Here is a 16,998-nt window from a genome sequence, read left to right as displayed (position 1 = left end):
CTCGCGAACAAGATCCATCGAACGGGAAGGGGCGCCGATCTCATCGCAGCAAGCATAAAAGAGGCCGCCCTACCGAGGCGGCCTAACTGCCGTCGCCCATCGCTAGCAGGATGGTGTCACGATGCTGGCGATACCTTCATCCTTTTCGTGGGTCTTTCGGCGCCGAAAGTGGCCATTCCCTGACACGCAGATCGGAGAATGCTTGTAACCGACTCAACCGCAACCTTACGCCGGTGGACGATGCGGATATGCGCACCGCGAATGGTCCGCCAGCTATGGGAAATCTTAATCCGAGTCATTTAACCTCCGAGGTTCAATGAATAGTGGTTGGCTCAGCAGCGTGCTTTCCAACTCACGCCCGGGATAGCCGATCCCAAGGTCGATGACCGTGATGTGCGTCACTGGAACTTCGAGGAGTGAATTGGCTCATGACTTGTAGCACTGGACGGTAAAACGGCGGTGAGGTCGGTGCTCTCGGCCGGCACTCTCAGCGTTTATGCTGCACAAATCGACGCGTACATGTCTTAGCGATTCGGACGCTCGCTAGCGATCAATACGGCCGAGCGGCGCTCGCTGGTACTTCTCAACCACAAAAAGCTGGTCAGCTATCGAGCTATCGCCCCGGAGGGCAGCGAATAAGCACGCGGCTTTTTGCAACATGTGACTATGATCACGGCCCTGACGCACGACTTATAGGATTGTCACGTCTATCAGTTGTTTGCTGCTCTTCGAGGGAGCACACTATGAACGTCGTGATTCAAAGACTTAATGGCCTGTGGCACCTCGTCGTCGGGGCGTGCCAGCTCCGAACACCTTTCCTTGAGACTCAGGACCGGGAGCTGGTCGTTACGTACGCCCGGCGGATTTTCCCTGGAACCAAAGTCTTCGAACGCAGCTGATCTCAAAGCGACGCACTCAAGCGGATGCTGTCTTATACTTGAGGATTGGCAGGTGCCTTCGCGTGGAACCACTCGGCTCACTCGTTAGAGCGCGTCTGGCGAGCGTTCTGATCCGGTCACCGTCGGATGGCTATTCTTGTGTCGAGCTTCAATCGTGAAATGTCCCGACACACAGTGAAGTGTCCAGGCGAGATCAAGGAGCGACGCTCTCGCGCAATCGGCGGAGTTGCGACCGGAGCCGTTCGCAACTCAATTCCCTCTCGAAATTGGTGATAGCCTGAAGTGTAGGTTCAGCGCGCAGGCTCTGCAACCGCGCCATGTCGCGGGTGCAGGTATCTTCGGAGCGAACATCCTCATTCCGTACCTGCTGCTTCGCAGCCGCTTGGGGTGCCGCATTTCCATCAGAAGGCAGAGCGCCGGTGCTAACAATACTCTCAAATAGACGCTGTATCTGTGGACGCAGCCGCGTGCAAACGACCTCGCGTTGGAAGTTGATGATCTCGTTCGGCACAGGGGTGGCGCGCAGACGTGCCAGCCTCGCTTCGTCGCGGAGACAGGGGTCCGTTGTTTCAGGGGGCGGCTGCGCGGGAGCCGGCGGCCTGGGCAGTTCCGCCTTCGCCGCCGGTGGCGCGCTCGGCTGCATTGGATTGGCGACGACCGGCTTCGCGAGGGCCGGCACCGAAACCGGCGGAGCGGGCGGCGGTACTGGCGCTACATTTGGTGTACCAAACTGCGGCACCAAGGCGATGGTGGCGCCGCCGAGAGAACCATAGATGAACGGCTCCTGCCGTCCGCCGGTCATGGTGATGACCTCATCGCGCACGCGGCCAAGCGCGATCCGAATGTCGACACCGGGCTCCGCAAGGTGCCGGAGCAGCGCGGTTGCATAAGGACTGTTCACGCCGTCGCCGTCATAGGAAATCGAGCCTGCCTTCGCCGCGAAGGCCACCAGCGTGTCGGCGCTGATTTCATCAAGCTTCGCGAGGCCGCCTCTCGTCGGCGAGCGGCTTGCTGACCGCAACTTGGCCGCAAACGGGTTGTCGCGGCAGGCGTCGAGCAGTATCAAGCGCAGGCGGCGTACCGGTTGCAGCGCCCAGATGATGCGATCGAGCGCGATAGCCTCGTCGTCGACGTCGTAGTCGTGGCTCAGCTTGGCATCCATCGGTATCAGATAATTCATACCGCCGATCTCGATGCCGTGGCCGGCGTAATAGACCACTGCCACATCAGCATTCTCTGCAGTAATGAGGAACTCGCGCACAGCGCGCTTGAAGTCGACGACGCCGAGATCGTTGCGTGCAATGACGACGTCGAAAGCGATAGATCTGAACAGCGCTGCGATCGCTTTGGAGTCGTTGCTGGTATTGGGCAGCGGCGGTGCGTTCGAATAGGAGGAGATTCCGACTACCAGCGCGACCCGACGCTCCGCTGCGGCCGCATCGGCGAACATCGCGCTGATGATGAGGCAGAGGACGTAAATCAAGAGCCGGCGCGGTTTCATCGTTGCATCAATACCCGTAACTCCGCCAGGGGCGATGGCGCTGCTTGCGCTTTTTCGGCGGCTGGCCGTTCTCCGTCACGGTGACGTTGATGACATCGGAGAACACCGCTGGATCGTGCGCCACGTGGGCATAATCAGCGAACAGAAGGCGCAGCTTGTGCTGGCCGATCGGGAGCGTGATCTTCGCTTCGGTCTGGCCAGCGCCGAAGTGCAGGTGGTTGAAGTCGTTTGGGATTGGTTGGTTGAGCGGAGGCAACTCGGCATCCACGAGCAAATGATGATGGCCGGTGTTGGGTTTGTCGAAGCCGGCCGGCGCTACGCCCATGTTCAACAAACCGAAGCGGATAACCGGGTTCGGAGAAATATAGGAGCCGTTCTTTGGATAGATGAAATAGACCTTCGCGTCCTTCGGCGCGGAACGACGTCCACCCACCGCAGGGGTTGCTTGCGCCACCGCGGGGCCGGTTTGGTCAGCGACCTTGACCTTGATCCGCTCGGAGATCACCGGCGGCGAATGCGGTACGTGATTCTTATCGGCGAACACCAGCTGCAAAGTGTGCTCGCCGGGGGTCAGCGAAATCTCTGCTTCGGTCTGTCCAGCCCCGAAATGGAGGTGCTGGAAGTCGTTTGGAATTTCAGCATTTAGCGCGGGCGTTGGCGAGTCAACGACCAAATGGTGGTGACCGCTGTTGGCGCGATCCGAACCTGCCGGGGCAACGCCCATGCCGTGTAGGCCAAAATGTAAAGTGATCTTGGTTGGCAGCGTGTCGCCATCCTTCAAGCCGATGAAATAGACGGCCGCCCCGGGCGGCGAGGGCGTTGGTCCGCCCGTCTGGGCTTGAGCCTGTGCTGCGTGCCAGTGAATCAAGCCGCTGACAAATGGAACCAGAACCAATATTAGCAAGCGTTGCATCATCGCAATCTTCCCAATGGATAGACCACAATCTGGACCACAGGAGCCGCGGGAATCTGAAATATCTGCAACTATCGATTATCAGGCCCGTCCCCACCGCAAAACGGAGCGGGGCTGAAACGATATCCCTTTGCTCGCCAATGTAAACCACAATCGAGCGGGCGACTGTCGCCTTGCCGCTCGCTGCCGAATGAAGCATGCTGTGCGGCATTGAATGTGACGTGTGCATACTCCTGATCGTTCGAGCCGACCGGAGATCACAAGATGAAATCCGCCGTCTTGTCTGTGATTTTTCTCACAGCACTATTTGGAAGTACTGCGGCAACTGCCCAGCGAGGGCTAAGCAGCGGCCCATCTGGCGACCGATCATCCGCGCCCCCGGAGACCAGAGTAGCTCAACAACAGGGCGCCAGTCTGGATCCTGGAGAGTTGTTTCGCGATTGCGATAATTGCCCCGAGCTCGTGGTTGTGCCTCCGGGAGACTTCGTGATGGGATCCAATGACACGCCCTATGAGAAGCCCGAGCGCCAGATCAACATTCGCAAGCCCTTCGCGATCGGACGCCGCGAGGTGACGTTCGCGGAGTGGGACCCGTGTGCCGATGCTGGCGCCTGCAAAGTGCGTCCCGAGGATCACGGCTGGGGGCGCGGCGACCGTCCAGTAATCAATGTCAGCTGGGAAGATGCCAAACTGTACGTCGCCTGGCTGTCGCAGAAGACCGGACAGAAATACCGTCTGCCGAGCGAAGCAGAATGGGAATATGCCGCGCGCGCGGGAACCAGAACGCCGTTCTGGTGGGGCAGAGAGGCCGGTGCGGGTCATGCGCAGTGCGACGGCTGTGGCAGTCCCATCAAGCAGCAGGTCGTGCCAACGGGCTCGTTCCGGCCAAATGGATTCGGGCTCTACGACACTTCTGGCAATGCTGCGGAATGGGTCGAGGATTGCTGGAACGATTCCTATCGCAATGCGCCAAAGGACGCGTCGCCTTGGACCTCGGGCGACTGCCGTCTGCGGGTGCTGCGCGGGGGAAACTTCCTCAGCAAGGCCAGTGACGTCAGATCTTCGGCGAGGTTTCGCTACGACGTTGACGTGCGTTACTACGCCAACGGCTTTCGCGTCCTGCGGGAGTTGCCATAATCATGCTGCGGGCGGAAACAATGCGTGCGATCGTCGGGGCGATACTTGTGTTGTTTGCTGCAGCCCCTGTCGCTCGGGCGCAGTCCTACTCTGCCAGCGGCCAAATCGGCTATCTGCACGAATGGGAAATAGCGGGGAATCTCGCGAAAACGGCCAAGCGTCCAGGTGCGGAATATTCAGGAACGATCACGCTGCGCCACGTTGGTCTGTGCAGCGTCAATGGCGAAGAGCAAAAGCAGGCGCGTTTGCAGCTGAAAGTGTCGTACGGGCGACTGGAAGGCGTATTGATCATGGACGAGGATCGATGCCGCATCGTCGCATCCGGATCATCAGGTTCGGGGCAGCTGACCTGCGGCAGTGGACAATACGTTCCGATCAATCTCCTGATCGGCAAAGCGGTTGAGATCGAGACGGCTGATCGCGCGCGACTTTAGAGCGCTACGATTCCTAAGTGCTGCTTGCTCGCCGCGCGACTCTGCGACGACTATGATACCGGCGACCGCGCCAACACACGCTGCTGCGGCCGCGACTGGCTTGGCCGCTCCGCCTCATCCGCAAGCTCCATTGGAGAGACGTGCACGATTCTGGGCGGCAAGAGCTTTACCTGGTCTTTCCCAAGTGTGCCGTTCGAGCCGCAGGCTGTTCTAGAGATCGTGTCTGGGATGTGACGGAAGTGCCTTTGGGCGAATATCGCTCCGGCGAAGGCACACCGGATCATTGCTGTCGTGACCGCGTTCAACCCCTGACGAAGAAGTATGAATGATGGTAGCTTTGACAGCATAGCACTCTCTCAGTGCGGATTGCCGAGCACGAATGAGAACGGCAGAACGAAAATCTCGTCGCCGGCCTCATCGCTGACATGCAGAGCCCACTGACGCCAATCTTCCAGGGTGGCGGCTGCGACGAGAGAGCGCACCCTGCGGGTGGCCTCCTCACACGCTTCGATTAGGTCGGATACGAGCGTACCGCGACGATCCATCAGTACTCCGTTGGTGTTCGAGCAATGGAAATAGACCTGAGTCATGTACGCCTCCTTGCAATATCCGGGGTCGGCAGGCCCGAGCCTGCATGTCGGAGTCGTACTAGGCCGCAGAGCGGATTGTCCGTGATCACGCGCACATTGCGCGGTTTGGTGGCCCTGCGGGGCCGTGGTGGCACGCCACACATCCACCGGACAAGGTATGGATCCAACGTCTGCGTTAGGCCAATGGCTGGTGTCAGCCGTGCCTGCTCCGCGGCAGCTGTCGATCGTACCTGCGTCCCGTCGGGTTTGGCTCGGCCGGCGCCGCTGGAAGCGGGCGCATTGCCGGCAGAGATTGGAACAGAGCGCGGCATCATCTTGCAGTGGCTTGCAAACGCGATGCAGGGGGTAGTGTCCGGGAAATTCTACAATGTGGCGGGACCGAGTTGCCCCGCCTTGACCCACGAGGGCCGGACGAGCATTTTTATATTGATCGGCTAGTCTAGGTCGTTACCCCGCGGCCATAAATAGAACCCACCGCCAACTGTGAGTGATAAAGCGGTGGCTTCAGGGTGGTCATAAACGCCACAAAGCACAACGCTCCGATCGCGAAGATGATAAGACTAAAAAAGTGGTTCAGGTTCATCGGTGTTCCTCGCTGCCTCTCGTTTGGGGTCCAATCATACAGCCGTGAACCGGAGGATGAAGAGATCGACCCGCTTCTTCCGTGACGCCGCTCACATCGAGAGAATTGCCTCTTCTGCCTCGCCTGAGTCACGCAGCGACCATGTGCTTGGGTAGCTTCGGCGATGGCCTTGGGCGCGTTGCCGTGGCCGCCCTGTGATTTCCGTCACAGATCGAAAAAGTCACCCTCCAGTATGGTTCGAGCCACATGTTGTTCATTGCAACCCCCGAGGAGGGAACATGAGTGGAATGCGTGAACTGATCGATACAGAACTCGACACCGTGAGTGGTGGGCATCACGGGCATCATCATGGGCATCACGGGCTCTTCAGCTTCGGCAACATCGGCAACATCGGCAATATCGGTCATTTCGGCAATATCGTCATAGAGCAAAACATTGCCGTGCAGATTGGCGTGGCTATCGGCAATAACGCCAGTGTCACACAGCAGCTCGGTCAGCTGAACTTCAGCGCTATCCACTAAATCGCGGATGCCCGAACACTCCTTGCCCGCTCCCGAGGGTGTTCGGTTACGAATTCAATCGAGAATTCTCATGGATACGGTCGCCGTGACTCAATGCGCTGGAAGAGTATCGACACGGTGTCGATACCAAACGAGCGTACCTGTTTCTCATCCTGCGAGGCGCCAGTTCGTGTCCATTCCGATCGCGTCACCGCCCAAGCCTGCTACGGCTTCTGCAGCCGCTTCGTTCGCTGGCGGTCGGCCTGCGTGCGGAGCCAGTGTCACCGACGCGCTTGCGGCGGCCAGTAGTGCCGCAGTCCAGATGATCGAAACCTCGATTGTCGGTAAGCGCTTAGCCGTGACCCTATTGAGGCTGGCTTGACGTTTTGCGGAATCGCCACGGCATGAGGTCGTCGATTATGCTTTGGGGATGGCCGGCAATGATCGCCGTGAGCGTTTCGGCGATGTAGGCGACCGCGTTGACGTCGTTGAGCTTACAAGTCGCCACGATGGATGCGAGCAAGGCCCAGTTTTCGGCTCCGACCTCATGACCGGCGAAGAGCGCGTTTTTTCTGGTCAGGCAGATCGGCCGGATCGCGTTCTCAACCGGATTGGTGTCGAGCTCGAGACGCCCGTCATCGAGGAAGCGCGTCAGCCCCTGCCAATAATTGAGCGCGTAGCGGATGTCCTCGGCGAGCGTCGAGCCGCTGGAGATCATCGACAGCTGTTTCTCGAACCACGGCTTCAACGCCTGGACGAGCGGCAGCGAGTGTTCCTTGCGCGCGGCCAGCCTGATATCCGGCGATGAACGGCGTACCATGGCTTCGATGGCGTAGAGCTGTGCGATCTGCCGGACGGCGGCCTCGGCGATTGGCGATTTACTGTTGCGGGCCAATTTGACGAAAGCGCCGGCGCAAATGGCTCCAGCAATGTACGAGCGTCCACGGCCCTTGCGGTCGAGCGACTTCGATCAGTCGATCATAACCGTCATAGGCATCGCATTGTAGGAAGCGTCCGGTGAAGCCGTCCAGGAACTGCTCAGCGAAGGCGCCGCTGCGACCGGGAGCATATCGGAACAGCACGATCGGCGGACTTGGGCCGCTATGGCCGCGGTCGTCGGAGACGATCGCCCAGAAGTAGCCCTTCTTGGTTTGACCACGCCCGGGATCGAGCACCGGCGCCGTGGTTTCATCCATGAACAGGCGATCCGCCGCTGCCAGATGGCGCCGCATGTGGTCGGCAACAGGCTGCAGATGGAAGCAGGCGCGGCCTGACCAATTGCCCAGTGTCGCCCGATCAAGCCGGATCCCCTGGCGCGCATAGATCTCGGCCTGACGGTAAAACGGCGTATGGTCGCCAAACTTGGAGACGATCACCTGCGCAATCGCCGCTTCGGTCGGTAGTCCGCCAGGCACGACATGCTCCGGCGCGTGCGCCTGCACGACAGGGCCGGAGCAACGGCGGCAAATGTATTTCGGGCGGCGCGTGACCAGCACGCGCCATTGTGCCGGGATCACGTCAAGGCGCTTGCTGACGTCCTCGCCGATCTTCGTCATCGCGCCGCAGCCGCACGGACAGAGTGTGCTCGCAGGCTCGAGGATCCGCTCCACCCGCGGCAATGGGCAGGCAAGCAGCTTCGATTGCGATGACCGTCCTGATCCGATCCAGCACGCGATCGGCCCCTGATGACCGCCGCAGCCTTCTCCTGTGCCGCGTCCAAGACGCCTTGCGCGATCTCCACGTCTTCGAGCGGTAAATGGTATTGATCTGGCCGCAGCTTCTCGGACTTCGCTCCGAACTTCTCTCGGCGTAGTTCGCCGAGAATGACCTCCAACCGGCGCCGCGCTTCTTCCGACGTGGCCAGCGCCGCTTGATGTTCGCTCAATGCTGCCTGCGTTTGCGCTAAAAGCGCCTTCAGGCGTTCATTCTCGTCGCGAAGCGTCGCGCTGCTCATGCGCCATGTCGAGCACATCTGCGCTGCCGGCGCCATGCCAAACTCGGCACAGAGTCATTCTGCCGCACTTATCCAGCGACCTGTGGACGCCGCGCTTCCTCCGGCCGTACCAACCGCCAATCCAGGCCCTCGAACAGCGCGGCAAACATCGCCGGCGATATCCGCATCACGCCGTCCGCAATCTTTGGCCATACGAACTTGCAGCCCTCAAGGCGCTTGTGCACCAGCACCAAGCCCGTTCGATCCCACACCAAAATCTTGATCCGGTCCGCTCGTTTCGACCGGAACACAAAGGCTGCACCGCTGAACGGATCGAGACCAAGCATCTGCTGCACCTTCGCAGCAAGCCCATCGTGCCCACAGCGGAAGTCGACGGGCCGCGTCGCGATGTAAATCTTCAGCTCGGCGCCGGGGACAATCATCGTGACGCCCGCACCGCGCGGATCACTCGAGATAGCTGCTCCCCATCTATCGCCGCGTCCGTCCGCACGACGACGTCGCCAATCGCAATCTCGAGCTTGACTGTCGGAACGTGACGCTCCTCAAACGGCCCCTCCACAACCAGCGCCGCGAACCGCGGCTGCGGAGCCTCGCTCGACGGCAATTCGCCGCGCTGTCGGAAGCGTCGTCGCCAATCGTAAATCTGCCAGCGCGTCGCCCCGTGCTTGCGCGCCACCTCCGCCACCTGAGCGCCGGGCAGCAGACTTTTGGCGACGATCCGAGCCCGCTCGGCCTCCGAACGCACGCGACGCCCGGACGGTCCCTCAAGCACCTCAAGCCGGCTGACTGCTCCTGACCCAACTGATGAGCTGTCCAAATGGGCGTCCTTTTTGCCGTCCAATCCCATCCCAAACCTCCGCTCAACCCGGAGGCTTCTTCGCACATCTAATCTAACGTCGAACCGAGGGTGCCGGCTTAGCGCTTACGATTGTCGGCGTAGATCAGCATTGAGCGTGCATCACCCGGAACAGAGATCAATCGACGGGACGCTCCGAGGTTAAGGCACCGGTTTTCATGTGCTAGTTGCCGATCCGGTTCGCGGTAATGCTCAAGAGGATCGGCTTGTCCGGAAGCTCCTGTCTCGCTTCAGGGCTGGGTCAACATTCGTGTCGACCGCGGCTGAGACGCCGATTTAGATCAAAGACCTCGCAATCAGGAGTGGCGTCTAGGCCAACTTCCGGCCGAACAGCGATCGCGAGACCAGGTATTTTTGCCCATACCTCACACGTGGAACGCTTCGCCCTATGGCGAGCTAGCGGCCGTCTCACTCGCGCTCGATCAGCCTGTTGCGCAAAACGGGCGTTGGCTCCGCGCTAAATCCTTACACGTCGTGCCTGAGACAGCCAGATTCGTTTGAGACATGCGAGAGTCCTGGCCACATGAATCAGAAGCGCCGTGGCAGCAAACAGCGTGGATCCAGCGGGCCATGTCGTAATCAAAACTGACTGCCGCCGGTCGCCCGTGATTTCTGTCACAGATAGAAAGACCATCCTTCAGTATCAACACGCATAGTGAGGCACTGGCTTGCTTTGAGCTGGATGTTGTTCACCCGCAACCCTGAGGAGGGATTCATGAATGAAGTGCGTGAACTGGTCGACATGGAACTCGAAGCCGTGTCTGGTGGAGGGCTATTCGACGTGAGCAATTTGTCCGGCAATATCGTCGTACAGCCGCAGATTGCTACGCAGGTTGGTGTTGCCGTCGGCGGCTTCAGCGTCTTCGGCAATGGCGGCAACGCGAACCTCACACAGCTGCTCGCTCAGGCGAACGTCAGCTCGATCGGCTAAGTCTTGAATGCCCGCACACTCCTGGCTGCTCCCCGGAGTGTGCGGGCAACTTATCACTACACATTGCCCGCTACAAGGTGTTCCGCCATCGGCTGAACGCCTTTAGCCACCAGGGCCGGTCAATCCCTCAACGGAATTCGACACATCCCCTGCCAGGCCTTATGACCTGCTGATCCCGGAATGGCTTTAGCAGCATTCGAGCTCGTCTCTCCACTGCGCCGTAGTGAGCCCTCCAAGAGCCGACCATCCATGAACCATTGACGAGTCAGTTCGGAAACCCTTTGTGAACGCCAACCAACAATCTGCCAAGGTATCGTTGGGCCATGAACTCATAGAACCGGTGGCTTGGCGCACCGGAATTGATATCCGCCTTGATGTCCTAAAGCGACGCGGCCGCCGTGCGGCAGCGAAATGAAACAGTGCTCCGTGAGTCGACATCTGCACGGCGTTCGATCAGAGCGGCGCGCTGCCGTCGTACATTCTTCCTCAAAAAAGGTCTTCCCGTTAGTGAAGCACCCAAGGAATTGGTTGTTGCTACTTGATTGAACCCTCTATCGGGCCGCGGCGCCGGACGAGCACGACAGCTGTGACACCGCGGAGAGCTGGACGACTTTTCGCGACCCGGTAGATCTCAGTCAGTAAAGATCGGATCCGCCAAACGCGTTCGCAGAGTTGAGTGCTGGCACACCGTGCGGCGGGACGTACTATCAGTCGCTGGGGGCAGGTTCTTATCAGGTCAGATTGCCTGACCGCTGAAGCTGGCATCGATAGCCATGTACGATACGACATGAATCGTCCCGTCCGATAGGTTCGCAGAAATTGTCCACGTCAGTCCGAGAGGAACACGATCTCCATAGATCGATGTCCCGCGCCGGCGGTCATAACTGAGCAAGTACTGCGGAGTGGCCACGACGCCGATTGGATCGGAGAAGTCGACATCAGCAATGGCGTCTAGCCGTCATCGCTGCGAAAGTCGCCCAGGCGTCTACGGAGCCAGCAATGTCGTTGGACGCGTCTTCCACAAGATCTAGTGATGTCGTCGGGTCGCAATGCGCTGCGACAACCTAGCGTCAACGGCCTCGCATATGTCCGGATCGCGTCAGAGCTTTGGCTCTGCGCTGCGACTACACCCCCTGAGGCAATGCGAAGGATCATGCGGGATGAAATCAGAAGCGCCGTGGGAGCAAGATCCACGCACATGCAGCGCAGATCCGGCGGATGATATCGCAGCCACGGCAGACTGCCAACTGTGGGTCGTGCGTGATTCTTCTCACAGATAGAAAAACAACCCTCCGGTAAGAACACGGGCAGTGAGGCGCTGGTTTGCTTTGAGCCAGATGTCGATCACAGCAACAAGAGGGAAGTCATGATTGAAGCGTGTGAACTGATCGATATGGAACTCGACGCCGTGTCTGGCGGGTTCTTCGACCTGAGCAATCTGTCCAACAACATCGTCGCGCAGGCGAACTCTGCCACGCAGGTCGGCGTGGCTCAGGGCGGCTCCAGCGTCTTTGGTGCTGGTGGTGCTGCTGCCGTCACGCAGCTGCTCGCACAGTCGAACACCAGCTCGATCGGCTAAGTCACAGATACCAGAGGAGGGAAGTCATGATTGAAGCGTGTGAACTGATCGATATGGAACTCGACGCTGTGTCTGGCGGGTTCTTCGACCTGAGCAATCTGTCCAACAACATCGTCGCGCAGGCGAACTCTGCCACGCAGGTCGGTGTGGCTCAGGGCGGCTCCAGCGTCTTCGGTGCTGGTGGTGCTGCTGCCGTCACGCAGCTGCTCGCGCAGGCGAACACCAGCTCGATCGGCTAAGTCACCAATGCCCTAAGTCACCAGTACCCGCACACTCCTTGGTTGCTTCCGGGGGTGTGCGGGTACTCATTTCAATCGAGAACTCTCATGGACACAAGCAGCCCTGATAACGAGAGCGGTGGATCTGGCACAGCCCCACGATGCGCAGTTTGTGATCGCAAGTTTGGACTCGTCCGGCACTATTCGTGGCGCACCCCTTTATGCTCCAAGAAGTGCGTCAATCGCTTCAGAGTTCGCCGGGCGAGCGATGGCAACTGGCTATGCTGGCTTCTCACTTTAGACCAGGCGCCAGAGATCCGAGCGAGGGCTTGATGGCTTCCCAGATTTCACAACGAGGCAGGGAATACCTACAAATAGCACAGAGCTTGCTCCGCGCTGTCCAAACCATGACCGACCGAACGATTGCCGCCCAGCTCAAGGCTCTCGCCGACGACTACGAGCGACGAGCCGAGAGAGTTTCGCATGCTGGTGCGGCCAAAACAATCACGCGATCGGCCGCCAGCGCTGAACGCGAGTGGCGTACGTGACCAAACGGCCAGATTCACAGCCACCCTCCGGAAGAAATGTTGGGATCGACGCGTCAAGTCGTCAAGTCGCGACAGTTTTCACAATCCAAGGCCACTCGGGCGAGTCCTTGGCTGGTAGGATGCTTGGGAATCCAAGCCTGACTACGCTTGGCCTGGAGGCGCGGCATAGAAGCCGGCGGACTCGCGCAACGGCAGCGGGAAGAACATCAATACGCTCAACTTATCTAAGTTGACCGCTGCTTGTAGGACTCGATTCAGTAGGAAGATGCTTTCCTGATCGCTTCACGCTTCCGCGTCGCGAATAGCAGATGATGCCGGCGACCGCCCGGGTGAGAATTCTCTCCGTGCTCTGAAAGAAGACTCTTTCTGCCGCGTGCAGCGCTCGACGCCATCGCCCGATGCGCCGCCCTGAACGTTGAGCTGAGCAGCGTTAACGCAATCAGGATTGCCAACCTCGGAAGTGTTGTGCTGTCCGCCTTTTAGGCATCCCGATCTAGCTGACGGGTTGCTTCTCGAGTGCGTCAGGCTCACGATCGGCGTGCATCGCTCAGACCTATGAAGGCATGCGGCCAGTGTCGAGGCCGGTTCGGATGCTCGGGCCATGGCACGTGCGACGCTCGAAGGAAATTCGTCTCGCCAACTTCGGTGGTGTGTCGTCTAAAGAGCTGGTGCGGAGGTGCGGCCTATCAGTGGTGTTATTTCTCGCAGCGGTCCTGCGCTCGCTGCGAGCGACGTCGCACCAGGCGATACGTGGAGCAGCCCAACGTGCCATTCAAAGCTGCGTGATAGCCGGCTACCGCTCACAGATGTGTTGAAGGAGTGCAGCTTCAGCGATCAAAGGTCGCGCGACTCTTCAACCGTATAATGGCGTAACTCCGGGACGCGTGGTGTCGGGTTGCCAAGCCAATCGCGAACCGAAGCAGTTGCGGACTAACAGGCGGAGTCCAGCCGCTAATCAGAGCAGGATGACCGACTAGTCCATTTCCGCTGCTCCATGGTCGGATAGCAAGAAGCATCTCAAGCCACGGCAGACTGCCAACTGTGGGTCGTGCGTGATTCTTCTCACAGATAGAAAAACAACCCTCCGGTAAGAACACGGGCAGTGAGGCGCTGGTTTGCTTTGAGCCAGATGTCGATCACAGCAACAAGAGGGAAGTCATGATTGAAGCGTGTGAACTGATCGATATGGAACTCGACGCCGTGTCTGGCGGGTTCTTCGACCTGAGCAATCTGTCCAACAACATCGTCGCGCAGGCGAACTCTGCCACGCAGGTCGGTGTGGCTCAGGGCGGCTCCAGCGTCTTCGGTGCTGGTGGTGCTGCTGCCGTCACGCAGCTGCTCGCGCAGGCGAACACCAGCTCGATCGGCTAAGTCACCAATGCCCTAAGTCACCAGTGCCCGCACACTCCTTGGTTGCTTCCGGGGGTGTGCGGGTACTCATGCGGATTTCGATGATCTCGCCCGGGTGTACCGATTTGATCTCGCCCAGGATTCCGAGATGATCTCGCCCACCATTCCGATTTGATGTCGCCCGGGGCGCGAGGCGTTCTGGCTGTCTGGTTTCTGGCATCGACGAAGCCACGTGGTCAATCTTGAATCGCGGCTCGAAGGACTTGTTTTTTGCTGCTCCTGCTGTGGGCATGTGGGCAACGCGCTCTTGCGTTGTCCAAGCGTAGCGGCATGTCCACAGCGCCACGGGCTCAGGCCTTTCGGCCGGGTTTGCGGGTTCGCCGCATGCTTTCGCCGTTGAGATCGATCCGGTGGGCGTTATGGACCAGGCGGTCGAGGACGGCGTCAGCGTAGGTGGGATCGCCGATCAGCGCGTGCCATTGATCGACCGGGAGCTGGCTGGTGACGATGGTGGAGCGGCGGCCGTAGCGGTCCTCGAGGATCTCCAGGAGGTCGTGGCGGGCCGCGGCGTCGAGTGGCTCGAGGCCCCAGTCGTCGAGGATGAGGAGATCGACACGGCCGAGCGCGCGCAGCAAACGGGGATGGCGGCCGTCGCCGCGCGCCAAAGCGAGATCGCTAAACAGCCGCGGGACGCGCTGATAAAGCACGGAGCGATTGTCGCGGCAGGCCTTGTTGCCGAGCGCCGAGGCGAGCCAGCTCTTGCCAACGCCGGAGGGTCCGCAGATCAAAAGGTTGGCGTGGTCGTCGATCCATTGCCCTTCAACCAGCATCGTCAGTAGGCTGCGGTCGAGGCCACGCGGGGTGCGATAGTCGATGTCCTCGACGCAGGCCTGCTGACGCAGCTTGGCGTATTGCAGCCGCTTCGAGAGCCGCTTGTCGCGTCGCAGCGACGCTTCGCGTTCGAGCAGCAGCGCGAGCCATTCGGCGTGGCCGAGGCTTGCGGCATCGCCGCCGGCTTCGATGTCGGCAAAGGCCTTGGCCATGCCATGAAGGCCGAGCGCGTGGAGTTGATCGAGGGTCGGATGCGTGAGCAAGGCGTGATCTCCTAGTTGTAGTAGCGCGGCCCGCGGATGTTGGGATGAAGGATCGGCGCATCGTCCGCGGAGCGCTTGGGGGAAGGACGCCGATCGAGATTGTTGGCGAGGATCGATTTGACCGAGCCGTAGGTGCGGGCGCCGATGTCGATCGCCCGCAGGGCGGCGGCATCGAGCCGCTCTTGCCCGTAGGATCTGGCGAGCCAGATGATGCCGAGGCAGGCGCGGAAGCCCTGCTCGGGGTGCGTGCGTTCATCGAGGATCAGGTTGCACAGCGCCGCGGTGGCCGATCCGATCGAGGCGGCATCCTTGCGGATGCGCTCGATGGTCCAGCCGGCGTAGCGCCGATGACTGGACGCCATGTGTTCCGGCAGGGTGGTGTGCTTGTGGTTGCCGCTCATGCGCTGATGCGCGGCGATCCGCTCACCCTTGTGGAATATCTCGACGGTGCGGGCGGTGAAGCGCACCTCGACCTCGGCGCGGACGAAGCGATGCGGGACGCTGTACTAATGCGCCTCGACCTCGACGTGGTAATCGATGCTGACCCGGCAGATCCGCCACTCGGCGAACACGTAAGGGCTCTCCGGCAAGACCCTGAGTGCCGGCCGGTCGATCTCCTCCAGCAGCTTGCGGCGGGTCACGCCGAGCCGCCGGATCGGTCGCTCCTCGTTGAGCCGGGTCATTAACTCGGCGATCGCCGCGTTGACCTCGGCGAGGCTGTGGAAGGTCCGATGGCGCAGCCGTCCGAGCAGCCAGCGCTCGACCATGAGGACCGCCTGCTCGACCTTCGCCTTGTCCCGGGGCCGCCGTGGCCTGGCCGGCAGAATGGCGGTGCCGTAATGCGCCGCCATGTCGGCGTAGCTGCGGTTGATCTGCGGATCGTACAGGCAGGCCTTGATCACGGCGACCTTGGTGTTGTCCGGCACCAGCAGTGCCGGCACGCCGCCGATCGCCTCGAAGGCGCCGACATGGCCATCGATCCAGTCGGCGAGCCCCTGCGTCCAGGTCGCCTGCGCGTAGGTGAAGCTCGATGCGCCGAGCACCGCGACGAAGATCTGCGCAACTCGCCGCTCGCCGGTGAACCGGTCGATCACCACCGGCACGCCGTCGCCCGCATAATCGACGAACAGCTTGTCGCCGGCTGCATGCGACTGGCGCATCGTCACCGACAGCCGGCCTTCCCAGGCCCGGTAGAGCTCGCAGAACCGCGAATAGCGATACCCGCCGGGTTCGCCGGCGATGTACTCCTCCCACAGGATCGCCAGCGTCACGTGCTTGCGCCGGAGCTCGCGGTGCACCGCCGCCCAGTCCGGCTCGGGCTGCCGGCGATGGCCACGCCGGGTGCCGAGACCGGCTCCCGTGCTGGCGAACAACCGGGCTTCCAGCACAGCGTCGGTGATGTCGTCGGGCAATGGCCAGGTCAGCCCAGCCGCCTCGAACCGGCGGATCGTCAACCGCACCGTCGAAGGCGCTGTCCCCACCCGCCGCGCAATCTCGCGGGTCGGCATCCCGGCCGACTTCAATCTGATCACATCGCGCACATGGCGCATCGCAAACCTCTCCGTCGGCATCCAGGTCCCCCTTCGCAAAGCCGAAAGGCGGGACCGTAGCGGAGCCAGAAGAGGCCTCGTCACCCGGGCGACATCATCCCGGAATGGTGGGCGAGATCATCTCGGAATGGTGGGCGAGATCAAATCGGAACGGTGGGCGAGATCATTCCGGAATGGTGGGCGACATCGAGCGGAATCAGCAGGTACTCATTTCAATCGAGAACTCTCATGGACACAGGCAGCCCGCGCAATGAACTGCGGGAAGAGGTCCCGACACGGTGTCGATGCTCAACGAGCGTACTCCTGTCCACCTGCCGAGAGATCCTCATCCACAGGGAATGACCCGGCCTTGATGCGGCCG

At 60.6% G+C, this 16,998-nt stretch carries 14 protein-coding genes and 3 pseudogenes; 7 read left to right on the top strand and 10 right to left on the bottom strand.

Annotation, left to right across the window (positions count from 1 at the left end):
- Positions 1–1,092 precede the first annotated feature (1,092 nt).
- The gene (locus tag ACVWY3_RS15625) at positions 1,093–2,400 is read right to left on the bottom strand and encodes a caspase family protein (RefSeq protein ID WP_456839232.1); all 1,308 of its coding nucleotides are present in this window, start codon (positions 2,398–2,400) and stop codon (positions 1,093–1,095) included.
- A 7-nt stretch (positions 2,401–2,407) separates the two neighbouring features.
- Complete coding sequence (locus ACVWY3_RS15620; RefSeq protein WP_456839231.1) at positions 2,408–3,316, bottom strand: DUF4399 domain-containing protein; 909 nt, start codon at positions 3,314–3,316, stop codon at positions 2,408–2,410.
- A 261-nt stretch (positions 3,317–3,577) separates the two neighbouring features.
- Between ACVWY3_RS15620 and ACVWY3_RS15615 the strand changes: the two genes are divergently transcribed.
- Positions 3,578–4,450 carry a formylglycine-generating enzyme family protein gene (locus ACVWY3_RS15615; RefSeq protein ID WP_456839230.1) on the top strand — a complete coding sequence of 291 codons (873 nt, stop codon included), beginning with the start codon at positions 3,578–3,580 and terminating at the stop codon, positions 4,448–4,450.
- A gap of 2 nt (positions 4,451–4,452) precedes the next feature.
- Positions 4,453–4,884, top strand: a complete 432-nt coding sequence (locus ACVWY3_RS15610; RefSeq protein WP_456839229.1) for a hypothetical protein — start codon at positions 4,453–4,455, stop codon at positions 4,882–4,884.
- Between the two features lie 356 nt (positions 4,885–5,240).
- Here the strand turns inward: ACVWY3_RS15610 and ACVWY3_RS15605 are convergent, their stop codons facing one another.
- Positions 5,241–5,474: a DUF6894 family protein gene (locus tag ACVWY3_RS15605; protein WP_456839228.1), complete on the bottom strand. Its 234-nt coding sequence runs from the start codon at positions 5,472–5,474 to the stop codon at positions 5,241–5,243.
- A 439-nt stretch (positions 5,475–5,913) separates the two neighbouring features.
- Positions 5,914–6,057, bottom strand: a complete 144-nt coding sequence (locus ACVWY3_RS15600; RefSeq protein WP_456839227.1) for a hypothetical protein — start codon at positions 6,055–6,057, stop codon at positions 5,914–5,916.
- Between the two features lie 287 nt (positions 6,058–6,344).
- Here ACVWY3_RS15600 and ACVWY3_RS15595 point away from each other — a divergent pair, with 287 nt between their 5' ends.
- The gene (locus ACVWY3_RS15595; RefSeq protein WP_456839226.1) at positions 6,345–6,578 is read left to right on the top strand and encodes a hypothetical protein; all 234 of its coding nucleotides are present in this window, start codon (positions 6,345–6,347) and stop codon (positions 6,576–6,578) included.
- Positions 6,579–6,921: 343 nt separating this feature from the next.
- On the opposite strand, the pseudogene tnpC reads toward ACVWY3_RS15595, so the two are convergent.
- From tnpC to tnpA, 3 genes and pseudogenes are all read right to left on the bottom strand, one after another.
- Positions 6,922–8,511 (bottom strand): annotated as a pseudogene (gene tnpC / locus ACVWY3_RS15590) (IS66 family transposase).
- 68 nt (positions 8,512–8,579) lie between these two features.
- Positions 8,580–8,933: an IS66 family insertion sequence element accessory protein TnpB gene (gene tnpB / locus ACVWY3_RS15585; protein WP_456839225.1), complete on the bottom strand. Its 354-nt coding sequence runs from the start codon at positions 8,931–8,933 to the stop codon at positions 8,580–8,582.
- On the bottom strand, positions 8,930–9,358 hold the full coding sequence (gene tnpA, locus ACVWY3_RS15580; RefSeq protein ID WP_456839224.1) for an IS66-like element accessory protein TnpA: 429 nt from the start codon (positions 9,356–9,358) through the stop codon (positions 8,930–8,932). Before tnpA ends, tnpB begins: the two co-directional genes overlap by 4 nt.
- A gap of 724 nt (positions 9,359–10,082) precedes the next feature.
- Between tnpA and ACVWY3_RS15575 the strand changes: the two genes are divergently transcribed.
- On the top strand, positions 10,083–10,298 hold the full coding sequence (locus ACVWY3_RS15575; RefSeq protein WP_456839223.1) for a hypothetical protein: 216 nt from the start codon (positions 10,083–10,085) through the stop codon (positions 10,296–10,298).
- Positions 10,299–10,360: 62 nt separating this feature from the next.
- On the opposite strand, the pseudogene ACVWY3_RS15570 reads toward ACVWY3_RS15575, so the two are convergent.
- Positions 10,361–10,556 (bottom strand): annotated as a pseudogene (locus ACVWY3_RS15570) (IS701 family transposase); the annotation flags it as partial.
- A 1,108-nt stretch (positions 10,557–11,664) separates the two neighbouring features.
- Between ACVWY3_RS15570 and ACVWY3_RS15565 the strand changes: the two are divergent.
- From ACVWY3_RS15565 to ACVWY3_RS15555, 3 genes are all read left to right on the top strand, one after another.
- Positions 11,665–11,877 carry a hypothetical protein gene (locus ACVWY3_RS15565; RefSeq protein WP_028146191.1) on the top strand — a complete coding sequence of 71 codons (213 nt, stop codon included), beginning with the start codon at positions 11,665–11,667 and terminating at the stop codon, positions 11,875–11,877.
- 26 nt (positions 11,878–11,903) lie between these two features.
- A complete protein-coding gene (locus tag ACVWY3_RS15560; RefSeq protein ID WP_456839222.1) occupies positions 11,904–12,116 on the top strand; it encodes a hypothetical protein in 213 nt (70 codons plus the stop codon).
- A gap of 1,685 nt (positions 12,117–13,801) precedes the next feature.
- A complete protein-coding gene (locus ACVWY3_RS15555) occupies positions 13,802–14,014 on the top strand; it encodes a hypothetical protein (RefSeq protein ID WP_456839222.1) in 213 nt (70 codons plus the stop codon).
- A 329-nt stretch (positions 14,015–14,343) separates the two neighbouring features.
- Here the strand turns inward: ACVWY3_RS15555 and istB are convergent, their stop codons facing one another.
- Entirely contained in the window at positions 14,344–15,087 is a 744-nt protein-coding gene (istB, locus tag ACVWY3_RS15550; protein WP_456839221.1) for an IS21-like element helper ATPase IstB, read from the bottom strand.
- Between the two features lie 11 nt (positions 15,088–15,098).
- Positions 15,099–16,637: pseudogene (istA, locus tag ACVWY3_RS15545) on the bottom strand (IS21 family transposase).
- Positions 16,638–16,998 lie beyond the last annotated feature (361 nt).

It is taken from the genome of Bradyrhizobium sp. USDA 4486 (assembly GCF_054057995.1).
Note: the sequence above shows the minus strand (reverse complement) of the source record. Positions and strands in the feature narration are given on the sequence as shown.